At 68.8% G+C, this 13,314-nt stretch carries 14 protein-coding genes; 6 read left to right on the top strand and 8 right to left on the bottom strand.

Annotated elements, in window-relative coordinates:
• The first annotated feature begins 48 nt into the window (after window positions 1-48).
• On the top strand, window positions 49-1,452 hold the full coding sequence (locus AB0C30_RS39030; RefSeq protein ID WP_357953498.1) for an aldehyde dehydrogenase family protein: 1,404 nt from the start codon (window positions 49-51) through the stop codon (window positions 1,450-1,452).
• Window positions 1,453-1,498: 46 nt separating this feature from the next.
• On the opposite strand, the gene AB0C30_RS39025 is transcribed toward AB0C30_RS39030, so the two are convergent.
• Together AB0C30_RS39025 and def are read right to left on the bottom strand one after the other, a co-directional pair.
• Complete coding sequence (locus AB0C30_RS39025; protein WP_357953496.1) at window positions 1,499-2,200, bottom strand: SDR family oxidoreductase; 702 nt, start codon at window positions 2,198-2,200, stop codon at window positions 1,499-1,501.
• A 51-nt stretch (window positions 2,201-2,251) separates the two neighbouring features.
• Complete coding sequence (gene def / locus AB0C30_RS39020; protein WP_357953494.1) at window positions 2,252-2,737, bottom strand: peptide deformylase; 486 nt, start codon at window positions 2,735-2,737, stop codon at window positions 2,252-2,254.
• A gap of 113 nt (window positions 2,738-2,850) precedes the next feature.
• Between def and AB0C30_RS39015 the strand changes: the two genes are divergently transcribed.
• The gene (locus AB0C30_RS39015) at window positions 2,851-3,318 is read left to right on the top strand and encodes a ribose-5-phosphate isomerase (protein ID WP_225292568.1); all 468 of its coding nucleotides are present in this window, start codon (window positions 2,851-2,853) and stop codon (window positions 3,316-3,318) included.
• On the opposite strand, the gene AB0C30_RS39010 is transcribed toward AB0C30_RS39015, so the two are convergent.
• Window positions 3,315-3,461 carry a hypothetical protein gene (locus tag AB0C30_RS39010; protein WP_357953492.1) on the bottom strand — a complete coding sequence of 49 codons (147 nt, stop codon included), beginning with the start codon at window positions 3,459-3,461 and terminating at the stop codon, window positions 3,315-3,317. The genes AB0C30_RS39015 and AB0C30_RS39010 overlap by 4 nt on opposite strands.
• A 45-nt stretch (window positions 3,462-3,506) precedes the next feature.
• Window positions 3,507-4,733: a GNAT family N-acetyltransferase gene (locus AB0C30_RS39005; RefSeq protein ID WP_357953490.1), complete on the bottom strand. Its 1,227-nt coding sequence runs from the start codon at window positions 4,731-4,733 to the stop codon at window positions 3,507-3,509.
• A 118-nt stretch (window positions 4,734-4,851) separates the two neighbouring features.
• Here AB0C30_RS39005 and AB0C30_RS39000 point away from each other — a divergent pair, with 118 nt between their 5' ends.
• The gene (locus AB0C30_RS39000) at window positions 4,852-5,967 is read left to right on the top strand and encodes a PP2C family protein-serine/threonine phosphatase (RefSeq protein ID WP_357953488.1); all 1,116 of its coding nucleotides are present in this window, start codon (window positions 4,852-4,854) and stop codon (window positions 5,965-5,967) included.
• A gap of 135 nt (window positions 5,968-6,102) precedes the next feature.
• On the opposite strand, the gene AB0C30_RS38995 is transcribed toward AB0C30_RS39000, so the two are convergent.
• Window positions 6,103-6,711 (bottom strand): response regulator transcription factor, encoded by a 609-nt coding sequence (locus tag AB0C30_RS38995; protein ID WP_357953486.1) that lies wholly within the window; start codon window positions 6,709-6,711, stop codon window positions 6,103-6,105.
• Window positions 6,712-6,858: 147 nt separating this feature from the next.
• Between AB0C30_RS38995 and AB0C30_RS38990 the strand changes: the two genes are divergently transcribed.
• The 3 genes from AB0C30_RS38990 to AB0C30_RS38980 all read left to right on the top strand — a co-directional run bounded on the left by AB0C30_RS38990 (window position 6,859) and on the right by AB0C30_RS38980 (window position 10,876).
• Window positions 6,859-8,163 (top strand): site-2 protease family protein, encoded by a 1,305-nt coding sequence (locus tag AB0C30_RS38990; RefSeq protein ID WP_357953485.1) that lies wholly within the window; start codon window positions 6,859-6,861, stop codon window positions 8,161-8,163.
• Between the two features lie 211 nt (window positions 8,164-8,374).
• Complete coding sequence (locus AB0C30_RS38985) at window positions 8,375-9,928, top strand: serine hydrolase domain-containing protein (protein WP_357953483.1); 1,554 nt, start codon at window positions 8,375-8,377, stop codon at window positions 9,926-9,928.
• Window positions 9,929-10,093: 165 nt separating this feature from the next.
• A complete protein-coding gene (locus AB0C30_RS38980) occupies window positions 10,094-10,876 on the top strand; it encodes a MerR family transcriptional regulator (RefSeq protein WP_357953481.1) in 783 nt (260 codons plus the stop codon).
• Between the two features lie 120 nt (window positions 10,877-10,996).
• Here the strand turns inward: AB0C30_RS38980 and AB0C30_RS38975 are convergent, their stop codons facing one another.
• From AB0C30_RS38975 to AB0C30_RS38965, 3 genes are all read right to left on the bottom strand, one after another.
• Window positions 10,997-11,191 (bottom strand): hypothetical protein, encoded by a 195-nt coding sequence (locus AB0C30_RS38975; RefSeq protein WP_357953479.1) that lies wholly within the window; start codon window positions 11,189-11,191, stop codon window positions 10,997-10,999.
• A gap of 89 nt (window positions 11,192-11,280) precedes the next feature.
• Entirely contained in the window at window positions 11,281-11,757 is a 477-nt protein-coding gene (locus AB0C30_RS38970; RefSeq protein ID WP_357953478.1) for a hypothetical protein, read from the bottom strand.
• A 205-nt stretch (window positions 11,758-11,962) separates the two neighbouring features.
• Complete coding sequence (locus tag AB0C30_RS38965) at window positions 11,963-13,270, bottom strand: DUF2716 domain-containing protein (protein WP_357953476.1); 1,308 nt, start codon at window positions 13,268-13,270, stop codon at window positions 11,963-11,965.
• Window positions 13,271-13,314: the final 44 nt, after the last annotated feature.

Genomic DNA, 13,314 nt, shown 5'->3' with positions numbered 1-13,314 from the left:
GGCGCCACGCCCTCGCTCAGCGACGGCCGGCGCGCAAGGATGGGGGCTATGCGTCAGCTGTACATCGGCGGTGTCTGGACCGCTTCGGTCTCCGGCGAGCCCATCGAGGTCGTCAACCCGGCCACTGAGCAGATCATCGACCGGGTGCCGGCCGGCGCCCCCGACGACGTCGAGGCGGCCGTACGCGCCGCCCGGAGCGCCTTCCCCTCCTGGTCCGCCACTTCCGCCGCCGAGCGCGGCAAGCTGCTGGCCGCCGCCGCCGAGCTGCTGACCGAGCGCGCCGGCGACATCGCCAAGACCATCGCGACCGACATGGGCTCACCCCTGGGCTTCGCGCTCAAGGTGCAGACGCTGATGCCCGCGGGCGTACTGGCCGGCTACGCCCGGCTGGCCGAGAGCCATCCGCGCGAGTCGCGCGTCGGCAACTCGCTGGTGCTCAAGGAGCCGGTCGGCGTGGTCGCCGCCATCACCCCGTGGAACTACCCGCTGCACCAGATCGTCTGCAAGGTCGCCCCGGCTCTGGCCGCCGGATGTACGGTCGTGCTCAAGCCGTCCGAGGTGGCGCCGCTGGCGGCGTACGCGCTGACCGAGATCTTCCACGAGGTGGGCCTGCCCGCCGGCGTGTTCAACCTGGTCAGCGGGCGCGGACCGGTGGTGGGCGAGGCCATGGCCGCGCACCCGCAGGTCGACATGATCTCCTTCACCGGCTCGACGGCCGCCGGCCGCCGGGTGGCGTCGCTGGCGGTCGAATCGGTCAAGCGGGTGGCGCTGGAGCTCGGCGGCAAGTCCGCCAACCTGATCCTGCCCGACGCCGACCTGGGCGCCGCCGTCAAGGTCGGCGTCGCCAACTGCTTCATCAACGCCGGCCAGACCTGCTCAGCGTGGACCCGCATGATCGTCCACCGCGACCAGTACGACGACGCGGTCCACCTCGCCGTCGACGCGGCGCGCCGCTACACCGTGGGCGACCCGTTCGACGAGGCCACCCGCATCGGCCCGCTCGTCTCCGAGGCCCAGCGCGACCGCGTGATCCACTACATCAACCGGGGCCAGGAAGAGGGCGCCAGGCTGGTGACCGGGGGCACCGAACGCCCGCACCCGCGCGGCTACTACGTCGAGCCGACCGTCTTCGCCGCGGTCGAGCCGGGCATGACGATCGAGCAGGAGGAGATCTTCGGCCCGGTCCTGTCGATCATCCCCTACACCAGCGAGGACCAGGCCGTCCGCATCGCCGACGACACCCCCTACGGCCTGGCCGGCGCGGTGTGGGCGGGCACCCAGGAGCGCGCCGTCGCGGTGGCGCGCAGGCTGCGCACCGGGCAGGTCGCGATCAACGGCGGCGCGTTCAATCCGCTCGCACCGTTCGGCGGCTACAAGCAGTCAGGCATCGGCCGCGAACTGGGCGAGCACGGGCTGGAGGAGTTCCTCGAGGTCAAGTCGCTGCAGCTCTGAAGCCGTCGCGGCTCCGCAGTCGTCGCACCGCGGAAGCCGTCGCGGCTCAGAGGAGCAGCCCGCCGGCCGCCAGCAGGTTCTGGCCGGTGATCCACCGCCCGTCGGGTCCGGCCAGGAACGCCACCACGGCCGCGATGTCGTCCGGCTGCCCCAGCCGTCGCAGCGCGGTCATCGCGGGGATCTGTTCGAGCGCCTCCGGCGGATTGCTGCCGTGCAGCATGTCGGTGTCGGTCGCGCCGGGCGAGACGATGTTGGCCGTGATGCCGCGCCCGCCCAGCTCACGCGCCGCGACCTTGGTGAACTGCTCGACGGCCGCCTTGCTCCCCGCGTAGAGGGAGATCCCCGGGCCGGGCACGCGCGTGTTGAGCGTGGAGATGTTGATGATCCGCCCGCCGTCGCGCATCACCCGCCCGGCCCACTGGATGGCCAGGAACACCGAACGCGCGTTGACCGTGAACACCCGCTCGTAGGACTCGTCCGTGATGTCGGCGATGAGCCCCTGCCCGGTCTCCGCCGCGTTGGCGACCAGGATGTCGAGCCCCGGCAACAGCTCCTCGGCCGTGGCGAACAGCCGGTCGAGATCCGCCCTGCTCGCCTGATCGGCTTGTACGGCATGCGCTCCGGTCGCCGTGGCCACCTCCTTGGCCAACTCCGCGTTGCCGCGATAGGTGAAGACCACTTCGGCGCCGTCGGCGGTCAGCCGTTCGACGATGGCCCGGCCGATGCCCCGGGAGCCACCTGTGACCAACGCGCCTTTCCCCGAAAAAACTTGTCCCGAAGATTCACTCATACCGCCAACCTACGTTCTGAGCATGATCTTGCGCGCCTCCGGCTTCGGCAGCCGGTCGACGTACAGCCGCCCGTCGAGGTGCTCGGTCTCGTGCTGGAAGCAGCGGGCCAGTGAGCCGCGTGCCTTGACGCGCTGCGGGCGGCCGAGCCGGTCGAACCCCTCGACGGTCACCCCCGCCGCCCGCGCCACCGGGGCGTAGATCGGCGTGCCCGTCTGCCGGTCAGGCACCGACAGGCAGCCCTCCTCGTCCAGCACCTCTTCGGGATCGTCCACGGTCAGCACGGGATTGATCATGTGACCTTTGCGGCGGTTGATGTCATAGACGAACAGCCGCCTAGGCACGCCGATCTGCGGCCCGGCCAGTCCGACGCCGTCCACCGCGTACATCGCCTCGAACATCTCGTCGATGAGGCGGCGCAGCTCGCGGTCGAAGCCTTCGACGGGCTCGGCGGGTGTACGCAGCACAGGATCGCCGAGGACGCGGATCTCGCGCATGATGCTCTACTTCCGTAACTTCCGTAAGGGCTGGATAACCGATGAGGTCCTTACTCTAGCCAGCCGACGCGCTGGTGCGAGGCCCGTGTGCGGCGCTGTGGAAGACTGGGCGCGTGCGTGTCTATATCGGTGCCGACCATGCCGGCTATGAGTTCAAGAACCACCTTGTGTCCTGGCTCAAGGACAACGGGCACGAGGTGACCGACTGCGGTCCGTTCGTCTATGACGCCGAGGACGACTATCCGGCGTTCTGCCTGCGGGCCGCCGAGGGCGTCGCCGGCGATCCGGGCAGCCTGGGCGTCGTCATCGGGGGGTCGGGCAACGGCGAGCAGATGGCCGCCAACAAGGTGCGCGGCATCCGGGCCGCCCTGGCCTGGAGCCAGGAGACGGCCAGGCTCGCCCGCGAGCACAACAACGCCAACATCGTCTCCATCGGCGCGCGCATGCACTCCGACGACGAGGCGACCGGCTTCGTGGAGACCTTCCTCGCCACGCAGTTCTCCGGCTCGGAGCGGCACGCCCGCCGCATCGCGCAGGTGGCGACCTACGAGACGATCGGCCAGCTGCCCTCTCTGCCCTAAGCCCGCCGCTTGGGCTCGCGTCTGGGCATCTCGTCACGCAGGGGCCGCCTGTCGGCGGCCTCCTGCTGCTCCTTCGAGGGCCGCGACACGTCGCGGGCCCGCATCGCGGTGATCGCGGTGATCTGCAAGCTCTGCAGTGCCATGCCCGCGAGCCTACGTCAGAGGGGCCTGTGTCGGATGGGACGGCGTCAGAAGGACAGTCCGCCCCACGGCTTCGGGCTCCACGCCATGGCGGCGTCGAGCCTGCGCACCGAACCCGCCGAGTGCTCGCGCAGGAGCCCCGCGTCGAGCTGCGCCGAGAGCAGGCCGTCGCCCATGTACGCCGAGCCGAGCGAGGAGACCCGCAGCGACATGTCGGGCTCGTCCTCCACCGGCTTGCACTCCGCGCCGGAGGTGTCGGCGCTGAGCCGCCAGCGGCGGGCGTTCCACGGGCACACGTCGTCCTCGACCTCGATCACCACGTCGACGGCCGACGAGTACGCCCGCGAGGTCAGCGCCCGGTCCACCTCCACGAGGCGTACCCACAGCTCGTCGGTGCAGCTCGCCCGGAGCTGCCGTGGGTCGGCGAGCAGCGCGAGGAGCGCGTCGTCCACCGGCCGGCTGCCCTCCACCCGGGAGATCAGGTCGCGGTCGAGCACGCTGCGCCACAGCAGCGCGCGGGCGGCGGGGTCGGCCGCCTCCAGCTCCGCCAGCTTCAGCAGGCCGTTGGGCACGCCGTTGTCGTCCCAGCTCGCCTTGACCCTGAACAACGCGTAACCGCGTACGCCCCGGTCGTCCTCGGCGATCACCGAGCGGAGAGCCCCGTCTCCATGCCGGTCGAACTCCTCGTCGGCCAGTAGACCATCCCAGAAGTGCTTGTTACGGAGATAGCGCCCGGGACGGGCGGTCACGACGGAGGCGAACAGCCGCTCGAACTCGGCTCGGGCCTCGGCCGGCTTGGCCACCCTGAGGCGCAGCGCGGGGTCCGTGGGGGCGTTCGCCACGAACGCCGAGCCGTGCTTGGCGACGCTGAATCCCATCTCGGTCGACGCCCTGCCGTACCCGAACCTGCCGTAGATGACGGACTCCGAGGCGTACAGGGCGGCGACGGACTCGCCCCGATCGCGCACGTCGGACAGCTGCCTGCGCATCAGGCTCGACAGGACGCCGCGACGGCGGTGGGAGGGGAGCACACTGACGGCCGTTACTCCCGCGACGGGTATCTGCGCGCCGGGGACCGTCATGGTGAAGGAGAAGACGGCGGTGACACCGGCCATGACATCGCCGTCGAACGCGGCGAGCGTCCGATCGAACTCGGTCTGCGCCTTGGCTCGTTCGAATTCCTGGGGATGCGGCGTCCAGTTGAAGCCTTCGGAGAGCACGTCGGCGAACTTCGGCCACTCGGCCTCGTCCACCGGACGGATCGGATACGTCATCCGTCCACGGTAGGAGCGGGCAAAGGGGAGGGGCCACCCAATATACGTGCTTAATGATCAAGGCCTTGGTCAAGTGGGCTGCCCAAAGGGAGGCCAGAGCGCTACAGTCAGGCGCATCATGAGTTCCCGTTCGGCGCTGCAGATACCGCCACGGCTCCGCGCGCTCCTGGTGCGGGTGCCATTTCTGGTGTCCGTCGTCCGGTTCCTCAGGAGAGGCTCCTTGGCCCGAGACCGCAACCTGCTGGTCACGTTGACGATGCTCACGCTCGTCATCGGGCTGCTGGCCGCGCAGATCTCGACCGAGTGGTTCTCGCCCTCGCTGCTCATCCTCATCCTTCTGGTGGGCGGCCTGCAGCTGCGGCTGAACAGCCTGATCAAGCTGCTCGTCGCGGTGATCATCTCGCTCGGTTACATCGCCGGCACCCTCGGGGTCGGTCAGATCGGCCTCGGGCTCATGGTGACGATCGGCTTCACCACGGTGCTGGCGGTGCTGATGGCCCGCACCCGGGGCAAGCTCGGCGTGCAGGGGCTGCGCGGCGACGCCATGCTGCTGGAGCTGCGCGACCGGCTCAGGAGCCAGGGCGAGCTGCCCGCGCTGCCCAAGGACTGGGGCGGCAAGGTCGTGCTCAAGCAGGCCGGCGGCTCCTCCTTCGGCGGCGACTTCCTGGTCTCCATGCGCGACGAGGACAAAGTGGAGATCGCGCTGGTCGACGTGTCGGGCAAGGGCGTCGACGCGGGCACCAGGGCGCTGCTGCTGTCCGGCACGTTCGGCGGGCTGCTCGGCTCGGGCGTCGAGTTCCTGCCGGCCTGCAACACCTACCTGCACCGCCAGCGCGGCGACGAGGGGTTCGTGACGGCCGTCCACGTACGCCTCGACCTGGCGACGGGCGACTACACGATCACCTCGGCCGGCCACCCGCCGGTGGTCAAGTTCGACGCGGGCACGGGCAACTGGCAGGTCGCCACGGCCAAGGGCGTCGTCCTCGGCGTGGTCCCCGACCTGCACTGCGAGCCCGACAGCGGCACCCTGCGCAAGGGCGACGCGCTGCTGCTCTACACCGACGGGCTGATCGAACAGCCGGGGCGCGACATCGACGCCGGGCTCGACAAGCTGCTCGGCGAGGCGGAGCGGCTGCTGCCCTCGGGTTTCCGTGACGGCGCGCGGGCCCTGGTCAACGCCATGGCGTCGGGCCACAACGACGACTGCGCGCTGGTGCTCATCTGGCGTCCGTGACGAATCACACGGGTCAAGGCGTGAACAAGGTCACTGGCAGCGCTTGATCGACTTTGAGATCCTCGAAGAGTTCACCACTCCGGGTCCCGGCGGAGCGGCGCGGCTTCACCGGGATCCGGTCTTCGCCTCCGGCTCTCAGAGCCAGCCTGAGTCGCTCGCGATGCGTACCGCGTCGAGGCGGTTGCGGGCCCCGGTCTTGCACATGATGCGCGACAGATGGTTGCGTACGGTGCCCACCGACAGGAAGAGCTGGTCGGCGATCTCCGTCGACCGGGCCCCGCCCGCCGCGATCCGCAGCACGTCGAGTTCGCGCCTGGTCAGCGGATTGGCGACCGACTGGAGGGCGGCGATCGCCAGGTCGGAGTCGACCGCGCGGCGTCCGGCGGCGACCAGTCGCAGGCTTTCGGCGAGCTGCTCAGGCGCTACGTCGAGGCTCATGAACCCGAGCGCGTGCGTGGCGAACGCCCTGCGCACCTGGCCGGGATTGGGCTGCGCCGACAGGATGAGTACGTGACAGCCCCGCTCGCGCAGTCGCGCCGCCGGGAACAGGCCGCCTCCGCCGGGCAGGTCCAGATCGACGATCGCCGTGTCGGGCGCGCACGCGGCCGCCGCGGGCAGGACGCCGTCCGCGTCTCCCACCTCGGCGACCACCCGCAGGTCGGGCTCCGCGTCGAGCGATGCCACCAAACCGCGCCGGACCAGCGGCAGATGCTCGGCGACCAGAATCCGGATCAAGGCTCCCACCTCCGTCATCCCCCAGAGTGATCGCCCGATCGCGTACTGTCAACGGAATGTGGCGCTGTGGCAAAGGGTGCGCAAGCCATCGAGGTGTGATGACTTCGACTACTCTGGGGCTGTCGGGACCTTCTGTCTGCCCTGGAGCGGGACTAGATGAACTGGCTTTACCTCGCGGGGATCGTAGTCTTCCTGATCGGGCTGATGGCGTCTGTCGCGTTGCACGAGCTCGGCCACTTCGTGCCCGCCAAGATCTTCGGTGTCAGGGTGCCCCAGTACATGGTCGGCTTCGGCTCGACCGCCTGGTCCATCCGGCGAGGTGAGACCGAGTACGGCATCAAGTGGATCCCGCTGGGCGGCTACATTCGCATGATCGGCATGCTGCCGCCACGGCCCGGCGACGATCCCACCAAGCTCAGGGGTTCCTCCACCGGCCCGTTCCAGGGGCTCATCGAGACCGCCCGCGACGCGGCGCAGGAAGAGGTGCGGCCGGGCGACGAGGAGCGGGTCTTTTACCGGAAGAAGTGGTGGCAGAAGGTCATCATCATGTCCGGTGGCCCGTTCATGAACTTCGTGCTGGCCTTCATCCTCTTCTCGGTCCTGCTCGTCGGCATCGGCCTGCCCGCGCTGACCCCGGTGGTGTCCCCGCAGACCAACACCTGCGTGATCCCGATCAGCGAGCAGCGCACCGACTGCCGCGCCTCCGACCAGCCGACGCCCGCCGCCAAGGCCGGCATGAAGCCCGGCGATCGGCTCGTCTCCTTCGGCGGCCAGAAGATCGCCTCCTGGGACGACGCCACCCGCTTGATCCGCTCGCACGGCGCCGGCCCCGTCGCCGTCGGCATCGTCCGCGATGGCAAGCCGATGACCCTCAACGTGACGCTCATCTCCCAGGACCGGCCGTCGCCAGCCGACCCGACGAAGATCGACAAGAACGTCGGCTTCCTCGGCGTCATGCCCACCGAGGTCATGGAGCAGCAGAGCCTCGGCGTCGTGATCGGCTACATGGGCCAGCTCACCGGCCGGGTCGCCGACTCGCTGCTGAACCTGCCGCAGAAGATGGTCGGCGTGTGGCACGCCGCGTTCTCCGGCGACAAGCGCGACCCCGAGGGCCCGGTCGGCGTCGTGGGCGCCGGACGCATGGGTGGTGAGATCCTCTCCTCTGACCTGTCGGGCGAGAAGAAGGTCGCTTTCCTGGTGAATCTGCTGGCCGGGTTCAACCTGGCGATCGGCATGTTCAACCTGATCCCGCTGCTGCCGCTCGACGGCGGCCACATCGCGGGCGGCCTCTGGGAGGGCCTCAAGCGCGCCTTCGCCCGTGTCACGCGGCGTCCCGAGCCCGCGTACGTGGACATCGCCAAGGTGCTGCCGCTCACCTACGCCCTGGCCTTCGTCATGATCATCATGGCCGGCCTGCTCGTCTACGCCGACCTGATCAACCCGCTCACGCTCACCGGCTGACCGTCGCAGAGCACCCCTTCACGAACTTCTCCAATGCCTTCGAGAACACCCGCGCCACGTCGATCTCGGCGTCCCCACTGGTCGGCGGGCTGCCCTCTCAACGTTGCTGTGAGCTAGATCACGGTTGAGGTTGACCTTGGGTCAGGGTGGAAGCTCGGCGCAGCGGCACGACGCCGCCCCGGACGTAACACTCTCGAAGGATCGAACCACCATGACGATCACCCTTTCCGACCAGGACAAGAGCACCCTGCGGACTGCCGCGTACGGCGCCGTGTCGCTGATGGCCGCCGCCGGCGCCGCCGGCAAGCCCCACAAGATCGCCGCCAACGGCGGTATCGCGCTGGGCTCGGCCACCGGTCTGATCGGACACGTGCTCGCCGACTACCCCAAGGGCAAGGACCTGGCCGGCAAGTCCGTGGCCGAGATCGCCGACCGCGTGCTGCCGGCCCTGACCGAGGCCATGAGCCTGCTGAGGAAGCAGGACCCGGCCGAGGCCGACAACTTCCGCGGTACCGTTCTCATCGCTGTCGAAACCGCCCAGATTCACCAGGACCAGCCGAGCCCTGCCGCGGTCGAGATGGCCCGCAAGATCACCGCAGCCCTCGACGCCGCAAGGGTAGCCACTGCCGACAACGGTGCGGCTGCCGGGCAGGATCGCCCGGAGCTGCGGAAGGCAATCGAGGAGATCGTCGAGTCCGGCTTCCTCGCAGTGTCGCTGCGCGTACACGATGAGCGGGGCGAGTGGGCCGGTAGCGCCGGGGTGGCCGAGCTGGGCGGGACCGCCAAGCCGCCGGTCAACGGGCATGCCCGGATCGGCAGCAACACCAAGACCTTCACCGCGACCCTGGTGCTGCAACTGGTGGCCGAGGGCAAGATCGAGCTGGACGCCCCGGCGGCGGACTACCTGCCCGAGTTCGTCTTGGACGAGCGGATCACGGTGCGGATGCTGTTGCAGCACACCAGCGGGCTGTTCAACTTCACCGGCGAGGTATACGAGGACGGGTCGATCGTGCACGGGATCCCCGTGCCCTACGGCACCACGGGCAAGGAGTGGGTGGACAACCGGTTCCACACCTACCGGCCCGAGGAGCTGGTATGTCGGGCGCTGTCCAAGCCGGCCCGGTTCGAGCCGGGGACGGGCTGGAGCTATTCCAACACCAACTATGTGCTGGCCCGGCTGCTGATCGAGAAGGTCACCGGCCGCTCGCTGGCCGAGGAGATGCAGCGGCTGATCCTGGGGCCGCTCGGGCTGTCGGGCACGGTGGTGCCGGACGCCTCGCCGGAGCTCCCTGAGCCGCACGCCCACGTCTACTACCGCTACGAGGAAGCCGGCCGGCAGAAGACGATCGACATCACCCGCCACAACCCCTCCTGGGTCTCCACCGGCGGTGACATGATCTCGACCAGCCAGGACCTGGCCACGTTCATCTCCGCGCTGGTAGGCGGCAAGCTCCTGCCGGCCCCGCTGCTGGCCGAGATGTGCACCCCGCACGCCACCGGCCTCCCGAACATGGACTACGGGCTGGGAGTGTTCGTCCAGAAAACGGATTGCGGCGGCACCGTCATCACCCACAACGGCGGCACGGTCGGCTCCATGACGCTGATGTACAGCACGCCCGACGGCAGCAAGACCCTGACCGCCGTACTGAACTGGGTGGACGACGCCGACCTGTCCATAGCAACAAAGGTCCAGAACGCCCAGCAACGGCTCGTCAACGAGGTGTTCTGCGGCGAGCAGGCCGATCCGGCTCAGCCGTCGGACTGAACACCTGTGACCCGCACGCCTCCAGAGGCACCCCCTTCCGGTCGTGCATCAGGGAGAAACCCGAACGGGGCCACGCCGAGCTCGTCGACCTCGGCGTGGCCTGTCCACATGCTCGGCTGTGATCCGCCTAGTCGCCGAGCTCGAGCACAAGGCAGGATTGCGCAGATGAACGGAGTCACGATCGGGCAGGCAGCGGCATTCGTCGGCGTCACAATGAAGACGGTGCGCCACTACCACAAGCTCGGCCTGGTCAAGGAGCCGGAACGCGACAGCTCCGGCTACCGCAGGTACGGATCGGCCGAGCTGTTGCGGCTGGTGCAGGTCCGGACGCTGGCCGTCGCCGGGGTGCCGCTGGCCGAAGTCGGGCCCCTGCTCGATGCCGACGCCGCCCAGTTCGCCGCCGCGCTCGCCGACGTCGAGCGGCAGGTCACCGAACGGATCGAGGAGCTGATCGCGCGCCGTGACATGCTGCACCGGCTCGCCGACGGAGACCGGGCTCTGCTGCCCGACCGCGCCGTGGCGCTGCTGGAGCGGATGTCCGGCCTCGGCCTCCCCACGGAGGAGGTGGCGGCCACCAGGGAGGGCTGGGTGCTGGCCAGGGCCCTGGTTCCCGAGGGCTTCGACGACTTCCTCACCCATGTCGAGCACGCCCTCGACGACCCCCGCTTCGTCGCGTTGATCAAGCGCGCCACCGAAGCCACGGCATGGCAGCCGGACGACCCGCGCCTGGCCGAACTCGCCACTGCCATTGCCGACCACTTCCTCGCCAACCCCGCACACCTGAAGATCGTGACCGGCCTGCAAGCCCGCACCGACGCCGCGGCCCGATACCACCTGATCGCCCACTACGGCGAAGAGCAGGGATCGGCCACGGCCCATGGGATCGCGCTCGTCGAGACCAAGCTCCGCGCCGCCGGCGTCCACATCCCCAGACCAGGCACCCACTGACTGACCTGCTCCTGCGACCGACGGTTCGGCGGCCATAAGGGAAGAGCCGCCGCTGGCGGAGGGTCTTATTCAGAGTGTGGGAATTCTTAGGTCGGTCCGAAAGCCGAGCGTGACTCAGTCTCAGCTGTGGATCGGGTAAGCGGCCTGGAAGGTCAGCCTATGGTCAGCGGTGTCGCCGATGTGGGTGAGGAGTTCGTCGAGGGCGGCGTATTCCTCCCACGGCTGCCGGCCGGTCGCCTGGGCCAGGTGGGTCACGATGAGGTCTTCGAGGTCCGGGACGCGCTTGTTCTTCCAGATCTTGTCGGCGAGGCTCACCAGCAGGTCTTCGAGGGTGATGTCGGTGTCTGCCCAGGACGCGTGAGTGGCCGCGAAGCGAGCGCGGGCGTCATCGAACCCGTAGCGGATCAGCAGGTCCCGGCCGGCGGGCTCGTGCGCCGAGCCGGGGCCGGAGAGTTCGGCGACGTGCAGGGACTTGCCGATGTCGGGCGTAACGGTGGCCCGGCGGGGTCATTCAGTGCGTGTGCGAGTGCGGCGGAGTTCGTCGCCGTGGGCTCGTTCAGCCCGGGCCGGGCGAGGTGCTGTCTGGCCTGGATCCAGATCGCCTCGAACTCCTGGCGGGTGATCTCGGCGGCTTGATCGGCGTCCTGCCAGCCTTCGAGGCTGCCTTCGGCGAGAACGCCGAAACGATGCTCGTAGGCCTGAAGCTCGGCCAACCCGTGCTGATCGCGAAGCCGGAACACTTCGTCGAGGGCTGCCGCTGCGGTGGGGCACTGGTCAGGGCCTTGAAGATCGATCTGTCGGACGGCCCATTCCTGGTCATCAAGTTCGTAGTAGAACCAGGTGTCTTCCGCAGGGTGATAGAGGCGTATCCATCGAGCCATGGCGCCATGGTGTCACGACCAGACGCCCCTTCAGCGTCCGGTGAGCACCAGGTACGCCGCGACCTACGTCACCCCGAACACCCCCTCACACCAGATGCGAGAAGGTGCCCGGGCACCTAGTGGCGGAGAGTCTTTTTCAGAGTGTATGAATGGCAGCGGTCCCGATCAGCCCATGTCGGGTTGAATCCACCTGGCCGGCATGTCGTCAGGGACCGAAGCTCCAGACGTTGCCGACCGGGCGCCCGCCGCGTCGCAGGACGGTGCCGAGAAGCGCGGTCAGTTCTTCGTCCACGTGCGCCAGGAGCTCCTCGCCGAAGACACACAGGGAGGCTTCACGCCAGTTGCCGAACGTGCCCATTCTGAGGTCTTCGGTGACCTGGATGACGTGTTCATCGACGAGGTAGGCGTAACTTGCCCAGCGTGGTTGACCTGCCTCACCGGCACGGTGCGGATCCATGCGGGACCCGCTGGTGTGCCACTTGAGACAGTAGAGCCGATCTCCAGGCTGAGCGCTGGCGCGTATGCCGCGCTTGATGACCTCCTCCACCTGGGTCAGCAAGGGATCGTTCGAGCGCTCGACGGCGGGGAGGTGCCAGGTGACGGAGTCTGGAGGTTCGATGATGCCGCGATCGGCGGTCTCATAGGTCACCTCGAATCGGGTCTCGAACCGCTTCCAGATCTCGTCGTGCTCGGGGTCGGACAGGAGTTGCTTCGTGGCACGGTCAGTGGCCGGCTCGCCTGCGGGCGCCCAGCGGTAGGTGCTCACCTGGGCGATCTCATGAAAGCCCGTGGTGACGTAAGCGGGCACCAGCGAGTCGGGCGCTTCGGCTACGAGATATCGCGGCGTACGGGGCCGGAACACGCGTAGACCACGCCATTCGGCCCAGGCGGCCGCGGCTTGGAGCAGTTCGCGGCGGGGGCCGGTGATGCCTCCGATGGCTGCGAAGTCGGTGCCGCCCACGCGTTCTATCCAGAGCGTGTCCAGGATTCGCCCGTCGTACTCCAGCACCAGGATCTCCATCTCCGATCCCGCCCCGCGGGCCGTCCCGTCGGCCTCCATCTCGGAGAGCGGCCGTCGTTGCTCGGGTGCGGCCACGGCCTTACGGAGCAGTCGCTCACGTTCTCCGGAGAGAGGGTGCCGTACCCTCATGCCCGGCCGGAGGACTTCGGGCGACGGAACGTCCGCGATGTCAACCACGAGAAGGGAGCGCTCCGGCCCCGGGACGAACCCCGCGGCCCGCAGCGATTCGCCGAGCAGCGGGGAGTCGTGAGCGTAAACCTTCCACTCGATTGGCTCGTGGCGCGCGGCGAAGAGGTCCTGCTGTCGACGGATCAACTCCGCCAGGTCGTCGCCGGCTGGACCGGTGTGGGCGACGGTTCCGTGGGTGCCATAGTGGGTGCGAACCAGCGACCCGTCCCGCTCGACGACGGCTCCCCATGGCAAGTCCTGCGGAACCAGGCCTCGTAACTGGCTTTCAAAGACAGACAGCAGCATCTCAGGCACTTCGGCCACGTCATCCACCTCTACTCAGTCCTGATCAGCCCATATGCCGCAGC

The sequence above is a fragment of the Nonomuraea sp. NPDC048901 genome, from assembly GCF_040649695.1.
Lineage (GTDB): Bacteria > Actinomycetota > Actinomycetes > Streptosporangiales > Streptosporangiaceae > Nonomuraea.
This window is presented reverse-complemented; position numbering and strand designations above follow the sequence as displayed.

Excerpts from the sequence above, each read along its gene's own strand:
- AB0C30_RS39030 (WP_357953498.1), top strand. The coding sequence starts at position 49 with ATGCGTCAGCTGTACATCGGCGGTGTCTGGACCGCTTCGGTCTCCGGC.
- def (WP_357953494.1), bottom strand. The coding sequence starts at position 2,737 with ATGCGCGAGATCCGCGTCCTCGGCGATCCTGTGCTGCGTACACCCGCC.
- AB0C30_RS39010 (WP_357953492.1), bottom strand. The coding sequence starts at position 3,461 with ATGGCACTGCAGAGCTTGCAGATCACCGCGATCACCGCGATGCGGGCC.
- AB0C30_RS39005 (WP_357953490.1), bottom strand. The coding sequence starts at position 4,733 with ATGACGTATCCGATCCGTCCGGTGGACGAGGCCGAGTGGCCGAAGTTC.
- AB0C30_RS39000 (WP_357953488.1), top strand. The coding sequence starts at position 4,852 with ATGAGTTCCCGTTCGGCGCTGCAGATACCGCCACGGCTCCGCGCGCTC.
- AB0C30_RS38990 (WP_357953485.1), top strand. The coding sequence starts at position 6,859 with ATGAACTGGCTTTACCTCGCGGGGATCGTAGTCTTCCTGATCGGGCTG.
- AB0C30_RS38985 (WP_357953483.1), top strand. The coding sequence starts at position 8,375 with ATGACGATCACCCTTTCCGACCAGGACAAGAGCACCCTGCGGACTGCC.
- AB0C30_RS38980 (WP_357953481.1), top strand. The coding sequence starts at position 10,094 with ATGAACGGAGTCACGATCGGGCAGGCAGCGGCATTCGTCGGCGTCACA.
- AB0C30_RS38970 (WP_357953478.1), bottom strand. The coding sequence starts at position 11,757 with ATGGCTCGATGGATACGCCTCTATCACCCTGCGGAAGACACCTGGTTC.